The organism is Acinetobacter sp. YZS-X1-1 (assembly GCF_000804305.1).
Lineage (GTDB): Bacteria > Pseudomonadota > Gammaproteobacteria > Pseudomonadales > Moraxellaceae > Acinetobacter > Acinetobacter variabilis.
This window is the reverse complement of sequence record NZ_JWHB01000046.1, coordinates 1-14,867: the sequence shown is the minus strand read 5'-3', so window position 1 is coordinate 14,867 and position 14,867 is coordinate 1. Positions and strand designations below refer to the sequence as shown.

Below are 14,867 nucleotides of genomic sequence, written 5' to 3'. Positions count from 1 at the left end.
ATTATGAACAGTAAATGTCAACAGACCCTAACATTATTGCGACTCTTGATTTATAAGGTTTCCAGTTGAGAGATTACTTCAATTTTTGCACTGATCATTAAACGATGCTTCTCAACTGGAAAGAGGGATTGGAAATATCAAAATTTCCAAAAACAGTTCGTGGATAAGGAATTAAATTTTTATTTAATTTCCTCCCACCAAGAGGAGTATTGTTGAAACGGTTGATCTAATAGAACAGGTTGCCCAATAATTGGGGTTAATAGTTGAAATGGTGCAGTTTTACTGGCAGCACTGACACGTTTAAAGGGGTCATTCCACGCATGAGGTGAGAGTGTAAAACGACCAATGTGCATAGGTAACAGGGCTTTTGCTTTTAAATCTGTGGCTGCTTGTACGGCTTCTTCAGGGGTCATGTGAATCAATGACCAACGAGGGTCATATTGACCACTATCTAACATTACCACATCAAAACCACCAAACTTCTCACCAATGGTTTTAAAGTGAGAACCATAGCCACTGTCACCACCAAAATATATTTTTTGCTTTGGTGTTTCCAAAGCGTAGCTTGCCCATAAGGCTTTATTTCGGGTAAATAATCGACCTGAATAATGTCGGGCTGGTAATGTGTGGATTTTCAGATTTGGATCAAGTGTTAAGGTATCAAACCAGTCATTTTCATGGATTTTTTCCAGTGGATAACCCCAGTGTTCAAAATGAGAACCGACACCAAGCGGTACAATGACATGCTTAATTTTGTCCTTGAGTTGAGTGACAGTCGCGTAGTCAAGATGATCGTAATGGTCGTGGGAAATCAACAAATAATCAATTTCAGGAATATCCTTTACTTGATAGATCGTCGTTCCATCAAAGGCTTTAATTAAAAATGAAAATGGTGCTGCATGATCACTGAGTACAGGGTCGATGAGAATCCGTTTACCTGCCAACTGGATATAGTAGGCTGAATGTCCAAGCCAGATCACTACATCCTGATCTTTATTCAACGCATGTAAATCTGTTTTTACGCTTGGAATTGCCTGATTAGGTTTCTTCTGTTGTTTTTCAGCCCAAAAGTTGTCCCAAAAAATTTTAAGCGTACTTTCTCCTTCACGTAGCATCGGTGTTGGTTCGGGATAAGCAAACTCATCATTGATATAATTGGGGGATTGCTGGATACGTTCAAGGCGTGCCTGTTCAGGTAGTTTACCAAATTGAGGACTATTTAGTGTGGCACAGGCAGTAAAGAATACAACGATGCCCATTACAAGCACTGTCAGTGTAACTTTATATTTTCTTTTCATCATGATTGGGCAATCATCTCAATATCATTAAAAAAACCAAGTCGAGTGAATCTGTTCAACTTGGTTAAAATATTCAACTACTTTAAATTTTCTTGAAAAAATGCAGTCATTTTATCAAATGGAATCACATCTACTTTGTCATATAGGTCAGTATGATTGGCATTAGGAATAATCATCAACTCTTTTGGCTCGGCTGCTGCTTCATAAGCAGTTTCACTAAAATAACGTGAATGGGCTTTTTCACCATGAATGAATAGAATCGGTCTAGGTGAAATTTCCTTGATATAGGTCAAAATGGGCATATTCATGAAAGAGATTGGGGTAGTCACTGTCCACGCATTACCAGAGTTTACTGCACGAGGGTGATAGCCTCGTGGTGTTATGTAGTAATCATGGTAGTCCACCTGAAACTGTGCTTCACCACCATTTAACTTATTGTAAGGTGGTTGATAGGCTGGTGTTCCATTTTTGGCATCTTTCCAGCGTTGCTGGCTGAGTTGTTCCAGTGTTGCAGTACGCTGTTCAGGTGTAACACTATCATTGTAACCTTTAGACATTACACGGGTCATATCGTACATGGTTGTGGTCACAACTGCTTTTACTCGTTTGTCGATTGCAGTTGCATTTAATGCCATCCCGCCCCAACCACAAATTCCAATAATTCCGATTTTGTTCTGATCCACATTTGGCAAAAGACCAACAAAATCGACTGCTGCACTAAAATCTTCGGTATTAATGTCTGGTGAAGCAACATTACGAGGTTCACCGCCACTTTCACCTGTATAAGATGGATCAAATGCTAAAGTGATAAAACCACGTTCTGCCATCGTTTGAGCATAGAGTCCTGATGATTGTTCTTTCACTGCACCAAACGGCCCACTGATCACGATTGCAGCCAGTTTACCTTTGGCATTTTTAGGGATATATAAGTCAGCAGCCAAGGTAATGCCGTAGCGGTTTTTAAAGGTCACTTTTTTATGTTCAACTTTATCACTTTGAGCAAAAGTCTTGTCCCATTTTGTTGTAAGTTTTAAGTTCTGTTCTGCCAATGTGGTTTGGCTCATTGTCAATGCTCCAAGACTAAGTGTAAGAATAGCTAACGTTTTTTTAAGAAAATTGGGTGGTGTTGCAAGTGCGTGATGTGTCATTTGGTTCACTCCTGTGATTATGAGGCATTTGAAATAGTGACTTTGACGGCATTTTTTTGACGAAACTGTGGTGGTAAATCTTCAAATTTGCCAAGATAAATCAGGCTATTGGCAACACCATTAAAGTCTTTATAAAAAATGGCAAGATTGCCCCAAGGAGCATAATAGGTAATATCACCTGCTTTAGCTGGATGACCTGTTGGTGCATCTTGTGAAGTGAGTTTTTCAGGTAGATATGCAATTTTTTCAGATGACGCATAATCCGTTAGTTCTAACGTTAATGGAAGCTGTTTAAGAAAATCCTGTGTCGTAGGTGAATTTTGTAGGGTAACAAAAACAGGTTGATTTGAGCCTTCAATATCAAAACGAATATTCATACTGGAAACCTTTTGCGAAGAATGTTGTTCCGTATTGGTTTTAGCCTCTGTACATGCACTGAGTCCAAAGGTTAAGAAAAGTAGAGTTAAACGACCAATACCTGAAAAACCATGTTTAATTTTTTGCATCATGCTGTTATCCCGATCAGGTGGACAGTTGATTTTAAATATCCCTCTGATCCACACTTGTTCGTTGAGATGGTTTGATGTTCAGTATAAAGGTGATGGTGGTTAAGGATTAGCCCCTAAAAACTGCATAGTCCTATGAGCTTCATTCATGAATGCAAAGCAAAAATAATTTTTAATTGGCATAAATCGCTTTATAGAATCCTGATTAATGAATTCATCTCATAACTCTATTCATGAAAAGGTACTTATTCAGGAGGTGTGATGCTTTTATCATAGCCATCTCATTTTTGTAGAGAAAATCTATGACACCTGCACATCAATCTGCCGTGATCGAACAGCAGCCTGCATATTGGAGTGGTGTATTTGCCATGACTTTATGTGTATTTGCTCTGATTGCTTCTGAATTTATGCCTGTGAGTTTATTGACACCCATTGCCAGTGATTTAAGTGTCACTGAGGGACTGGCAGGATATGGTATTGCGATTTCAGGTGCATTTGCCGTTATGACCAGTCTGTCGATTTCTCGTCTGGCAGGCGATATGAATCGTAAAACATTACTGCTTGGTTTAACCGCCTTAATGGCGATTTCAGGTGCAGTGGTGGCACTTGCTCCAAATTACTGGGTCTATATGTTTGGTCGGGCGTTGATTGGTGTTGTGGTTGGTGGTTTTTGGTCAATGTCCGCAGCAACCGCAATTCGTCTTGTACCGATAACATCTGTTCCTAAAGCCTTAGCTATTTTTAATAGTGGTAATGCTTTAGCGACTGTGGTGGCACCACCTCTAGGAAGCTATCTAGGTGCAATGATTGGCTGGCGTGGAGCTTTCTTTTGTTTAGTCCCCATTGCAATTTTAGCTTTTATTTGGCAATGGATTAGTTTGCCATCATTAAAAAATCAAAGGTCTGTATCTACCTCATCAGGTGGCATATTCCAGTTATTAAGTCAGCGTATTGTACTGATTGGAATGTTGGCAACAGGCTTGTTCTTTATGGGGCAATTCTCACTCTATACCTATATTCGTCCATTTTTAGAAAAAGTAACACAGGTCAATGTTCCCACTTTATCTTTTGCTTTATTCGTGATTGGCATCATGGGTTTTGTTGGCACGTTACTGATTGGTATTGTTTTAAAACGTCATTTTTACGGCACTTTAATTGCAATTTCACTACTTATGGCAGTGATTGCATTCACACTGATCGGCTTTGGTACATGGACAATTTTAGTCATTATCATGCTTGGTTTCTGGGGATTACTCGGAACGGCTGCACCTGTGGGATGGTGGAGTTGGATTGCTCAAACATTCCCAAACAATGCCGAAGCTGGCGGTGGTTTATTTGTGGCAATTGTACAGCTTTGTATCGCATTAGGATCAACGCTTGGCGGTTTGTTATTTGACCATCATGGTTATCAGGCAACATTTTTTGTAAGTGCAGTTTTGTTAATTATTTCAGCACTATGTACCTTATGGGTTTCACGTCTGAAAGTAGCTTAATACATGATGATATAAGGAGTAATTTATGCAATATACATATTTGGGACGTACAGGATTACAAGTCAGCCGTATTACACTGGGTACAATGAATTTTGGTGAGCTGACCAATGAAGCCGATAGTTTTAAAATTATGGATGAAGCGATAGATCAAGGAATTAATTTCTTTGATACTGCAGATGTGTATGGTGGCCCACAATCACCTGATATGGAAAAAGGTTTTGGGACATCAGAAGAAATCATTGGTCGCTGGTTAGCACAAGGTGGTCGTAGGGATAAAATTATTCTCGCCACTAAAGTTTATCAACCAATGGATACGGGTGTGAATGATCGTAGATTATCTGCGTATCACATTAAACGTGCCTGTGAAGCCAGTTTAAAGCGTTTAAAAACAGATCATATTGATATTTATCAAATGCACCATATTGATCGTCAGACTCCTTGGGAAGAAATCTGGCAAGCAATGGAGCAGTTGATCCGTGAGGGCAAAATTACTTATGTGGGCAGTAGTAATTTCGCTGGTTGGGATATTGCCACCGCTCAATGTAGTGCAAATGCTCGCCATCAACTCGGTTTGGTATCAGAACAAAGCCTATATAACCTGACTCAACGTAGTATTGAACTGGAAGTGATCCCTGCATTACGACATTTTGGTATTGGTTTGATTCCGTGGAGTCCAATTGGCATGGGCGTATTAGGTGGTGTATTACGTAAACTTAAAGAAGGCCGTAGAGCAACACCAAATTTACAACAGCAAATTCAGAAATTACATCCACAGCTTGAAGCTTATGAAACTTTGTGTGCTGAATTGGGTGAAAGTCCTGCTTTGGTCGCTTTGGCTTGGTTATTGCACCAACCTGCTGTTACATCTGTGATTAGTGGTGTGCGCACCTTAGAGCAGTTACAGGAAAATATCAAAGCATTGGATATACAGCTTTCAGTAGAAACACTGGCAAAACTTGATGAGATTTGGCCGCCTTGTGGCGAAGCACCACAAGCCTATGCTTGGTAAATAAAAACAGCCTGTTAGAAACTCTAACAGGCTGTTTTTTTATGTGTTCTTAAATTAATCTTTTAGAGTTTGGCTATCAATTACAAAACGATATTTCACATCACCTTTAAGCATACGTTCATAGGCTGTATTAATTTCATCAGCACGGATTAACTCAATATCAGCCACAATGTTATGCTCGGCACAGAAGTCTAGCATTTCCTGTGTTTCGGCAATGCTGCCGATCATCGAACCTGCAATCGAACGACGCTTACCAACCAAATTAAATACATTAGGTGATTGGTGTGGTGTTTCAGGTACACCGACTAAAGTTAATGTTCCATCACGTTTGAGCAGGGTTAAAAATGGGTCAAGATTGTGAGATGCAGCGACCGTATTAATGATCAGATCAAAACTTTTTTGGTGGGCTGCCATTGCAGTTGCATCTTTAGAAATGACTACTTCATCTGCACCTAAAGAGAGAGCTTCCTGTTTTTTTGATTCAGAAGTCGTAAAGGCAACAACATACGCCCCCATTGCATGAGCCAGTTTAATACCCATGTGTCCCAAGCCACCAATACCCACGACACCAACTTTTTTACCTTTCCCTATATTCCAGTGACGTAATGGCGAGTAAGTCGTAATCCCTGCACATAGTAAAGGAGCGACAGCAGCGAGTTGCTGTTCATCGTGTTTAATCCTTAATACATAGTTTTCATCTACTACGATATGTTGAGAATAACCACCTAATGTATAACCAGGTGCATCAGGTGTGGGGAAGTTATATGTACCGACCATATTGTCACAGTAGTTTTCAAGACTTTCTTCACAATCAGCACAATGGCGACAACTATCTACGATACAGCCAACACCAACTAAATCACCAACATGAAACTTGGATACATGCTTTCCAATTTCAGTCACTCGTCCAACAATTTCATGACCTGGCACACAAGGATACTGCGTACCATCCCATTCAGAACGGACTTGGTGGATATCAGAGTGGCAGACACCACAATAGGCAATATCAATTTTTACATCGTGATGCCCAACATGGCGACGTTGAATAGTCAGTTTTTCTAAAGGATTGGTGGCAGCCGTTGCACCATAAGCATAAGTCATTTGAGTTGCCCCAAAGTAGTTGAGTTCTTTTGATTATAGAAGCTATATATGGGCTGAATAAGGGGAAAAATATGAATAGTGTTATGAATAACATTCATCAATAATCAAGGCTGCCTTTATAGGCAGCCTTGATATGAGTTAATAATAGTTAGCGATAGGCAGCAGGTTTATCACCCTCGGTATTTGGTTGGCTAATCCCTAAATTCTCTCCAATATGTAGTTGTGGATTTTCTACAATCGTAGCAATAAAGCGTCCAAGACTTGCACGGGAGGTTTCTGTACCCTTAAAAATTTCCCCTTTTTGTGTCAGCTCATATTCTTCTATACCTTTATCTGTAAGCCAGACAGGACGTAAAATCGTATATTGCAGTGAAGATTGTTCAATCACTTCTGCTGTTCTTAGGTTGATTGGACGAGTATAGCCAACCATGTGTTTATCCCAATCATTAAATGCTTCTGGCAACTCATCATAAATGCCGCCAGCACTAATAGCGATTAAGCGTTGTACTTGTAATTCCTGCATTACCTGAACAATATTTTCAGTTTTCACATCTAAGTCCATATCACCCATTGTACTAATGACAATATCTTGATCTTGGATTGCATCGGTTAAGCTCTTTAAATTATTTGCATTACCTTCAATCAAACGGACATGGCTATCTTCTAATGCTTTCAATTCTTTGATATTACGAGAGAATAGCGTGAGCTGTACATCAGCTTGCTCAAGTAGTCTAGGAATAATCTGTTGGGATGTATGACCACTTGCACCAATCACGATGACCTTTTTCATTAAAATCTATCCAGTAATTTATGTTTTCATCAGTATAGAAATAATAAAAAAGAAGAATAAGGTCTTAAAATAGAATAGAGTTATGAATATACTTCATTAATAACAGATCATGATCCAGATTAAATCGTCAATCACTGACAGGAGTGAATACCTTGATTAGCAGAGAAAATTATAATGATTTACATGCTTTTCTCATGGTCACAAGAGAAGGTAGTTTTACCAAGGCAGCAGGTAAACTTGGAGTTTCACAATCTGCCTTGAGCCATAGCATTCGTGGTCTGGAGGAACGCCTAGGGATATTATTACTGAATCGTACTACTCGTAGCGTATCACCCACCGAAGCAGGTGAACGACTAAGACAAACAATTAGTGCCAGTTTTGACCAAATTGACAATGAACTGACTCTACTCAATACCTTTCGGGATACACCAGCAGGCAAGATAAAAATCAATGCCAGTAGTCATGCCATACAACATATCCTAATTCCCAAACTGGCAAAAATTGTCCACCTTTATCCTGATGTCGAAGTGGAGTTTAATGCCAATAGTGGCATGGTTGATATTGTTGCAGAGCATTTTGATGCAGGAGTCAGGTTTGGTAGCCGAGTCGCTGATGGTATGGTCGCCGTAAGAATTGGTGAAGATGTAAAAATGGCAGTTGTGGCAACACCCGATTATTTTCAACGTTATGGTATCCCTGATAGTCCAAGAGATTTAGATCAATATCCCTGTATTGGATTCAGGTTAATGACTCAGGGGGGGATTTATGCATGGGAATTTGAAAAAGATGATCAGGAGTTTAAAGTTAAGATAAATGCTAAATGGATATTTAATGAGAGCTTCGATATTGCCCAAGCCGTTAAATCAGGTATGGGATTAGCCTATATTCCAAAGGATATGGTGGAAAAGGAAATCCAGCAAGGTGAGTTAGTCCAAGTCTTGCAGGAATATAGTATCCAGTTTCCAGGTTACCATTTTTATTATCCACACCGTAGGCAACAATCTTCGGCTTTAAAGTTGGTGATTGATACTTTGCGATTTTAAATCACAAGAAATGAGCAGAGACTGTTCTAAATTTTGTGTATAGGCTTCTTTTACCTGCGGCGGAGAAATTTTGGCAATTACAAGGCTTTGAAGTCATTAAGCGAGAATGGCTAAAAACCTACGATACCATTCATATGCGAAAGAATCTTATAGTTTGCTCAAATGTAAAATGAGAAATAAATTTATGGATGTAAATGATAATCATTTAAATTAAATGGGTGTTATTATTGTAATCAGTTATGAATAAGAATGAAGTGGAATGGGGTAATGGGTAAGAAAATTTTGATGATGATGTTATTGTGTCAAAGCGTGGGATTGTACCAATTTACTTATGCTGATCCCATCAATCCTAAAGACCATTCATTTGCCTATGCTTCTCCATGCGAAGCAGTAAAACCTGAAAGTGATTTACTGCGCAATTTAAGTCAGCAATTAGAAGCTACACCTAAAATCCAACGAAATAAAATCATCGAAAAATTTTGGCAAAGTATCGAGAAGGCACAAACGCCTATTATTGAGAAGTTGAACGATGATTTAAGTCGAGTCATCTATTTATGGCGAGGTGCAAAGCATAACGTACGTTTGGTGGGCGGGCCCAGCAATGATCACGACTGGTTAACTCGGATACCTAAGACCGATATTTGGTTTAAGGAAGCAATCGTTAAAAATGATTTTATTGGCAGTTATAGTTTCGCTGTCGATATAAAGAATGTTGATGGCTACCTATCACATTATTGCCCGAATCTAAATACAGAATTAAAAGAGTCACGCGAGCAACGTATGGCCTTACGTGATGCATTTCAACTTGATCGCTTTAATTCTAAACGCTTCCTAAAGCAGAAAATAATAGGGTTGAGAAATGAGAATCTACTCATCTTAGATCAAGCCCCCAGGTTTGTAGAACCATCCCAATATGCTGAACGTTCATTGCAGTACAAGACTTTAAATTTGAAGAGCAACATACTGAAGAATAAACGTAAAATCACCATTTATCAGTCAGCGAAAAAGAATCCTCAGCAAACTTATATCACGGCTATTTTCTTTGATGGCAATGAATATGCAACTTTACTTAATGTCCCTAAAGCCTTAGATATTTTAGTTGAACAAGGTAAATTACCGCCGATACAAGCTGTATTTATTGATCCAATTAATCCACAGATTCGCCCTAAAGAACTCACGCCAAATGCGGATTTTTCTCAATTTTTCCAAAAAGAATTTCTACCGTGGTTAGATCAGCATATTGAGCGTGATGTCAGTAAAACTGTCTTGCTAGGATCGAGTTTAGGTGGCTTAAGTTCTGCTTATATTGCCTTGGAAAATCCAACCCAGATCAGCCATGTGGTTCCCTTATCAGGATCATTTTGGTGGAAAAAGGATAAAAGTGATGAACCCAATGGTATGAGCCGGATCATCCGTAATAAGACACTACCTATAAAACAGCACTGGTTTATTTCAGCCAATAGCTATGAAACCTCAAGAGCACATAATGAGCTGAGTATTTTAAATACCTCCCCAATCGTAGCGAATAACTTAAAAGAGAAAGGACAAGATGTCGTATTTAAGACCTACACAGGGGGGCATTCTTATGCAGTTTGGCAAGTGGTGGTACAGGATGCATTACAACATTTCTTTGCTAAGAAATAAGAAATCCTAAAGAAATAGAAATATGTCTCTATTTAGCCATACCATTGATAGATCAGAAGGGTATTCTTCACAGTGAAAAGTGATATATCCAACCGAGGCCTTCTTTAATGATTTTTCAATCTTAACCACTCAATATTCAAACTGATTTTCTTTGGGCTCTAGTATTGTTCAATGTTAGGGCTTAGAGAATTTTCATTTATAAAAATTAGATGTATTTGTAAAGTAAACAGTTTTATTCAATTAAAATAGAAATAAAAACAGAAACAAACAATAATCATTATTTTTTGCAATTGAGAATTATTTGCGTTTTTTGATGTATAGTACCGACCATTAAAACAGCATTGTTAAACGGTGGGGGGAGAAATCTTGAAAAGAACGATTTTATTTTTATCTATTGCAGCAGTTTCATTCAATTCGGTAGCAGATGAGTCTAATGTTTTGCCAACGATTGTTGTCAAGGCGGACTCTCAAGAAACTGATGTCACCGGTAAACTCAAAAAGAAAGCGACGCTTAATATTTTAGGTGAAAAAGATGTCCTTGATACGCCGTTTACCATTCGCAATTACAGTGATCAAGCCATTCAAGATGCGCATGCTCACACAGTAATGGATGTGTTAAAGATTGACCCAAGTATTCGTACCACCACAAATAGTGGTCATTTAAATGAAAACTTTAATATTCGTGGTTTTGGTGTCAACTGGGATGACCTTAACTTAAACGGTGCTTATGGGATGGCACCGTCAGGTCGAGTTTCGACAGATATTCTGAGTTCAGTCACTGTATTGAAAGGTCCAAATGCCTTAATTGCGGGTATGGCACCAGGTGGTAGTGTAGGCGGTGTGGTTGTTGCAAATACCAAACGTGCAGATAAAGAACTTACTCGTGTGACAGCGAATTTTGAAGAAGAAGGATTTTATAAATCTGGCTTTGATGTGGCACGTCGATTTGGTCAAGATCAAGAATTTGGTGCACGTTTCAGTGCGAATTATGGCCAAGGCGAACATGTTGTTGACGGTCTAGAAGATGAAACTATTTCCGCAGTGATGGGCTTAGATTGGACCACAGATAAAGCAAAAATTAACTTTGATGCTTATACCACTAAAGATGACCGTAATGGCGGTTCGCCAGCGATGGTCTCATTTGCAACATTAGGAAAAGTATTGGATGCTCCTGATGGTCGTAGCAACTATTTACCTAATTTGTGGGGGAAACAATCTGCAAACTACGTTGGTTTATCTGGGGAATATAAATTACTTGATAACTTGAAAGTGATTGCAGGTGTTGGAACAGCAGAGCAAAAGTATCAAGGGCACTTATTCGGGACGCGTTTAGTAGTCACAGATGAAGCGGGTAACGCAAATTCGCAGTACTATCATGTGAAAATGAACCAACGAAATACAGCTGCAAATTTAGGTTTAGAAGGCGCATTTAACACAGGTAGCATTGAACATGTTGTCGGTTTAAGGGCAGATTATTTGCATAGAGATATAGATATGCACAGTAAGGCGGGCGAAACCAAGTTTGTAACAAATTTGTATAACCCAAGTCATTTAGGCTCAATGCCTGCTGAGCCTTCAATCTCTCAAACAGCAGATAATGATTACATGAGTTATTCATTGACTGATCAAATATCAATGCTTGATGACAAACTACAATTGATTTTGGGTGCACGTTATCAAGATATTGATATCAAAAATCCAACAAATTCAAAGAATAATTATAGTGAAGATAAAATATCACCGAGTTTAGGTGTGGTTGTAAAACCGTGGGGTGAAGATATATCGCTATATACAAGCTATGTAGAAGGCTTATCTCAAGGTAGTACTGTAACAGCCAATGGTGATGCGAACTTTGGGAAAACATTTGCACCATTTCAAACCAAACAATATGAAGTGGGTGCTAAATACCAACATGGTTCTTGGTTACATACTCTAGCCGCTTATCAAATTGAAAAACCAAGTACCATGGTTGAACAGTTAAATGATAACACTGAGGGCTTTACTCAAATCACAACGGATGGCGCTGAAACAACCTCGCAAGGGATCGAGTATGGCTTCTCTGGCAATGTCACTGATGATGTCATTATTTGGGGTAACCTCGCCTATATTGATGTTGAATATAGCAAAAATACCAATGCACAAATTGTAGGGAATACGGTAGAAGGCCAGCCTGAATTTACAGCAGGTTTAGGCGTTGAATATAAACTTCCTGTTGAAGGGCTGAGCGTGAATGCACGTGGTAATTATGTCGATAGCCAATATCTCAACAATACTAATACTCTAGAACTTCCTGACTATACGTTATTGGACATTGGTGCGAAATATACCACCAATCTTGGCGGTGTCGATACCACTTTCCGTGCCAATATTGATAACGTGACGGATGAAAAATACTGGGCGGGCGTATTCAACAGTGGTTTTGCAACGTTGGGTGCAGGTCGTACCTATAAACTCGGTGTGACATTTGACTTCTAAGCCGAACAGCATCTATCAAAAACGATCTATGTGAGACAGATCTCATTGAGATCTGTCTCATTCCTACATTTTAATAAGCTATTTCTTTTTGTATGTAGCTGTTTTTATTGGATTAGATTTATCGTGAAGATTCTTGCTGTCATTCTTTGTTTGCTTGGTTGTATCACACTGTATTGCAGTCATCCTCACCAAAGCTTACTAAAACAAAAACTTTCGAAACCTTATGTTTATGCAGGAACAAGTCTGCTCATTATCGCCCTGATTTTACTATTCATCGCTGTACCAAAACTCGTTGCCATCTATATGTGGCTGATGACGATGCTCGTGGTTTGGTCACTTATCCCTTTCATTACTTTATTTAAGAAAAATATCTCAAATGAAATTTCTGATGCAACAAAAAATCCAAGCTGATTGGTGGTCAAAAAGCTTTGCAGGATGGATTTTGGGTTTAAGTCTTAGTATTGCGTGCGCATCCTTTATTACGCTTTGGGGAATGAATTATTTAGACAAAGCTCTCGCACCGCAAGTCGGTATGTGGTCCGTACCTTGGTTGTATTTGCCTTTGGTTTTTATTGCATATTTTATTCCTAGAGGTTGGCAAGCGGTTGTGATTTATAGCGTACTGAATGCCATTACTTATGGCATTTTATTGGGAATGCGAGGCTAAATATTGTGAAAATCCGTACCGATATTATCCGTCATGCCAAAGAATTACATACATGGGTGGGCATCAGCTCAGGCATTTTATTGTTCATCTGTTTTATGGCAGGTGGCCTCAGCATGTTTCAACATGAAATCAGCAAATGGGCAACACCAGCTCCCCAAAGCTTAAATACCATTGAGATCAATCAATACAATGATTTAATTAGCAAGGTTCAAGCAGAACATCCTGAAACCTTAAAAAGCTTCCAACTGAATTTGGATTCAGCAGAATTTCACTATGCACCGATGCAATGGAAAGCACCTGTAGAAAAACGTGGTGAGGAAGAGGGTATTGATTTACATCAAAATGCCATGCTTGCTAGCTTAAATGAAGATGGATCACTGCACGTTGAACAGGAAAATTTGTCTAAACTCGGCTGGTTGATTGAACAGTTACATGAAACCGCAGGTATTCCAGGTTCATTAGGTCATCATATGCTTGGTGTATATGTCATGGGCATTGCATCTGTGCTGTATTTTTTGGCACTGATGACTGGACTGATTGTATTGTTACCAACCTTGGTCAAAGATTATTTTGCCATTCGTTCAGGGAAAAATAAAAAACGTTTCTGGCTCGATGCCCATAATGTCATTGGTATTACCAGTTTACCATTCCATATTTTAATCTGTGTGACAGTCATCGCATTCGCTTTTCATGATGTCATTTATGATGCTTTTGATGGCTTGATCTCTAAAGATAAGCCTTTATCTACACGACCACCTGCAATGAAAGTCGTAGAGCCTGTTGAGCCGTTAAATGTTGAAAAAATCTTTGCCAATATTCAACGTCAAGCCCCTGAATATCAAATCAGCTCCATCAACTTTAATAACTTAGATAACCCTGAAAAAGCCTCAGCTCGTGTGAATTTGTATAGCTCAGAGCAAATGCTACGAGGTGATCGTTTTGATGTGATGATGTTCAATCCCTATCAAACCCAACCGTATAAGACCAGTAATTTAAACACGTATGCGAAGCCGATGGATCAATTGATTCGTTCAATGTTTAGTTTGCATTTTGGCAATTATGGTGGTGATTTTACGCGTTGGTTGTACTTTATTTTTGGGATTGGTGGAGCATTCTTATTCTATTCGGGCAATATTTTATGGATTGAATCTCGAATTAAACGCCAAAAGAATCCAGCACTGGTACCACCGCAACAACGTAAAGACGTACGATTTATTGCCAATTTAACCGTCGGTGCTTGTCTCGGTTGCATCTTGGCAGTGGTTGTCGCAATGGCAATTGGGCGATGGAGCAGTTTGGCAAATTTGGCTTTGCAAAGTATAAATCATGTGTTGGTGTATGCTTACTATCTTGTTTTCTTGCTCAGCGTAATTTATTGCTTTGTGGTGGGTGCGTCAAAAGCTTTGCCTCAATTGTTATTCAGTATTGCAACGATTCTTGTTTTACTCGCACCTTTTAGTTTTGTTCTGAGCCTGGTCAGTGCAACAACGATGTCGTTATGGTGGATTGATTTGATTGCTCTTATATTTGCTTTGGCTTTTATACGATTTTATCAACAAGCGAAAGAGCGACAAAAGTATGCTGAAGCTGACAGTATTTGGTCTTGAGTAAAAAAATTAACAGCCATATTAGGGTGAAGTTTTAGTTAAAACATTGGATGAATTTAACACTGCAAAAAAGAAAGGTCTACAGT

13 protein-coding genes and 1 pseudogene are annotated in these 14,867 nt (G+C 39.0%); 9 read left to right on the top strand and 5 right to left on the bottom strand.

Annotated elements, in window-relative coordinates:
- Positions 1-179 precede the first annotated feature (179 nt).
- The 3 genes from RJ01_RS15040 to RJ01_RS15030 all read right to left on the bottom strand — a co-directional run bounded on the left by RJ01_RS15040 (position 180) and on the right by RJ01_RS15030 (position 2,955).
- Complete coding sequence (locus tag RJ01_RS15040) at positions 180-1,301, bottom strand: MBL fold metallo-hydrolase (RefSeq protein ID WP_034171676.1); 1,122 nt, start codon at positions 1,299-1,301, stop codon at positions 180-182.
- 74 nt (positions 1,302-1,375) lie between these two features.
- Positions 1,376-2,362 (bottom strand): alpha/beta hydrolase, encoded by a 987-nt coding sequence (locus RJ01_RS15035; RefSeq protein WP_264673498.1) that lies wholly within the window; start codon positions 2,360-2,362, stop codon positions 1,376-1,378.
- A gap of 101 nt (positions 2,363-2,463) precedes the next feature.
- The gene (locus RJ01_RS15030; RefSeq protein ID WP_081105936.1) at positions 2,464-2,955 is read right to left on the bottom strand and encodes a cyclophilin-like fold protein; all 492 of its coding nucleotides are present in this window, start codon (positions 2,953-2,955) and stop codon (positions 2,464-2,466) included.
- A gap of 299 nt (positions 2,956-3,254) precedes the next feature.
- On the opposite strand from RJ01_RS15030, the gene RJ01_RS15025 reads away from it, so the two are divergent.
- Together RJ01_RS15025 and RJ01_RS15020 are read left to right on the top strand one after the other, a co-directional pair.
- Positions 3,255-4,445, top strand: coding sequence for an MFS transporter (locus tag RJ01_RS15025; protein WP_034171674.1), 1,191 nt, complete (start codon positions 3,255-3,257; stop codon positions 4,443-4,445).
- Between the two features lie 25 nt (positions 4,446-4,470).
- Entirely contained in the window at positions 4,471-5,454 is a 984-nt protein-coding gene (locus RJ01_RS15020) for an aldo/keto reductase (protein WP_034171673.1), read from the top strand.
- Between the two features lie 54 nt (positions 5,455-5,508).
- Here the strand turns inward: RJ01_RS15020 and RJ01_RS15015 are convergent, their stop codons facing one another.
- The gene (locus RJ01_RS15015) at positions 5,509-6,555 is read right to left on the bottom strand and encodes an NAD(P)-dependent alcohol dehydrogenase (protein WP_034171672.1); all 1,047 of its coding nucleotides are present in this window, start codon (positions 6,553-6,555) and stop codon (positions 5,509-5,511) included.
- 148 nt (positions 6,556-6,703) lie between these two features.
- Positions 6,704-7,345 (bottom strand): SDR family oxidoreductase, encoded by a 642-nt coding sequence (locus RJ01_RS15010; RefSeq protein WP_034171671.1) that lies wholly within the window; start codon positions 7,343-7,345, stop codon positions 6,704-6,706.
- 152 nt (positions 7,346-7,497) lie between these two features.
- On the opposite strand from RJ01_RS15010, the gene RJ01_RS15005 reads away from it, so the two are divergent.
- From RJ01_RS15005 to RJ01_RS14980, 7 genes and pseudogenes are all read left to right on the top strand, one after another.
- Positions 7,498-8,388, top strand: coding sequence for a LysR family transcriptional regulator (locus RJ01_RS15005; RefSeq protein WP_034171670.1), 891 nt, complete (start codon positions 7,498-7,500; stop codon positions 8,386-8,388).
- Between the two features lie 50 nt (positions 8,389-8,438).
- Positions 8,439-8,561: pseudogene (locus tag RJ01_RS16680) on the top strand (hypothetical protein); the annotation flags it as partial.
- Positions 8,562-8,655: 94 nt separating this feature from the next.
- Positions 8,656-10,032, top strand: coding sequence for an alpha/beta hydrolase-fold protein (locus tag RJ01_RS15000; protein ID WP_227504449.1), 1,377 nt, complete (start codon positions 8,656-8,658; stop codon positions 10,030-10,032).
- A 366-nt stretch (positions 10,033-10,398) separates the two neighbouring features.
- On the top strand, positions 10,399-12,507 hold the full coding sequence (locus tag RJ01_RS14995; protein WP_034171677.1) for a TonB-dependent siderophore receptor: 2,109 nt from the start codon (positions 10,399-10,401) through the stop codon (positions 12,505-12,507).
- 123 nt (positions 12,508-12,630) lie between these two features.
- A complete protein-coding gene (locus RJ01_RS14990; protein WP_034171669.1) occupies positions 12,631-12,918 on the top strand; it encodes a hypothetical protein in 288 nt (95 codons plus the stop codon).
- Positions 12,919-13,000: 82 nt separating this feature from the next.
- Positions 13,001-13,174 carry a hypothetical protein gene (locus tag RJ01_RS16825; protein ID WP_309294799.1) on the top strand — a complete coding sequence of 58 codons (174 nt, stop codon included), beginning with the start codon at positions 13,001-13,003 and terminating at the stop codon, positions 13,172-13,174.
- Positions 13,175-13,179: 5 nt separating this feature from the next.
- Positions 13,180-14,781, top strand: coding sequence for a PepSY domain-containing protein (locus RJ01_RS14980; RefSeq protein WP_034171667.1), 1,602 nt, complete (start codon positions 13,180-13,182; stop codon positions 14,779-14,781).
- Positions 14,782-14,867 lie beyond the last annotated feature (86 nt).

Excerpts from the sequence above, each read along its gene's own strand:
- RJ01_RS15040 (WP_034171676.1), bottom strand. The coding sequence starts at position 1,301 with ATGATGAAAAGAAAATATAAAGTTACACTGACAGTGCTTGTAATGGGC.
- RJ01_RS15035 (WP_264673498.1), bottom strand. The coding sequence starts at position 2,362 with ATGAGCCAAACCACATTGGCAGAACAGAACTTAAAACTTACAACAAAA.
- RJ01_RS15030 (WP_081105936.1), bottom strand. The coding sequence starts at position 2,955 with ATGATGCAAAAAATTAAACATGGTTTTTCAGGTATTGGTCGTTTAACT.
- RJ01_RS15025 (WP_034171674.1), top strand. The coding sequence starts at position 3,255 with ATGACACCTGCACATCAATCTGCCGTGATCGAACAGCAGCCTGCATAT.
- RJ01_RS15020 (WP_034171673.1), top strand. The coding sequence starts at position 4,471 with ATGCAATATACATATTTGGGACGTACAGGATTACAAGTCAGCCGTATT.
- RJ01_RS15015 (WP_034171672.1), bottom strand. The coding sequence starts at position 6,555 with ATGACTTATGCTTATGGTGCAACGGCTGCCACCAATCCTTTAGAAAAA.
- RJ01_RS15010 (WP_034171671.1), bottom strand. The coding sequence starts at position 7,345 with ATGAAAAAGGTCATCGTGATTGGTGCAAGTGGTCATACATCCCAACAG.
- RJ01_RS15000 (WP_227504449.1), top strand. The coding sequence starts at position 8,656 with ATGGGTAAGAAAATTTTGATGATGATGTTATTGTGTCAAAGCGTGGGA.
- RJ01_RS16825 (WP_309294799.1), top strand. The coding sequence starts at position 13,001 with ATGAATTATTTAGACAAAGCTCTCGCACCGCAAGTCGGTATGTGGTCC.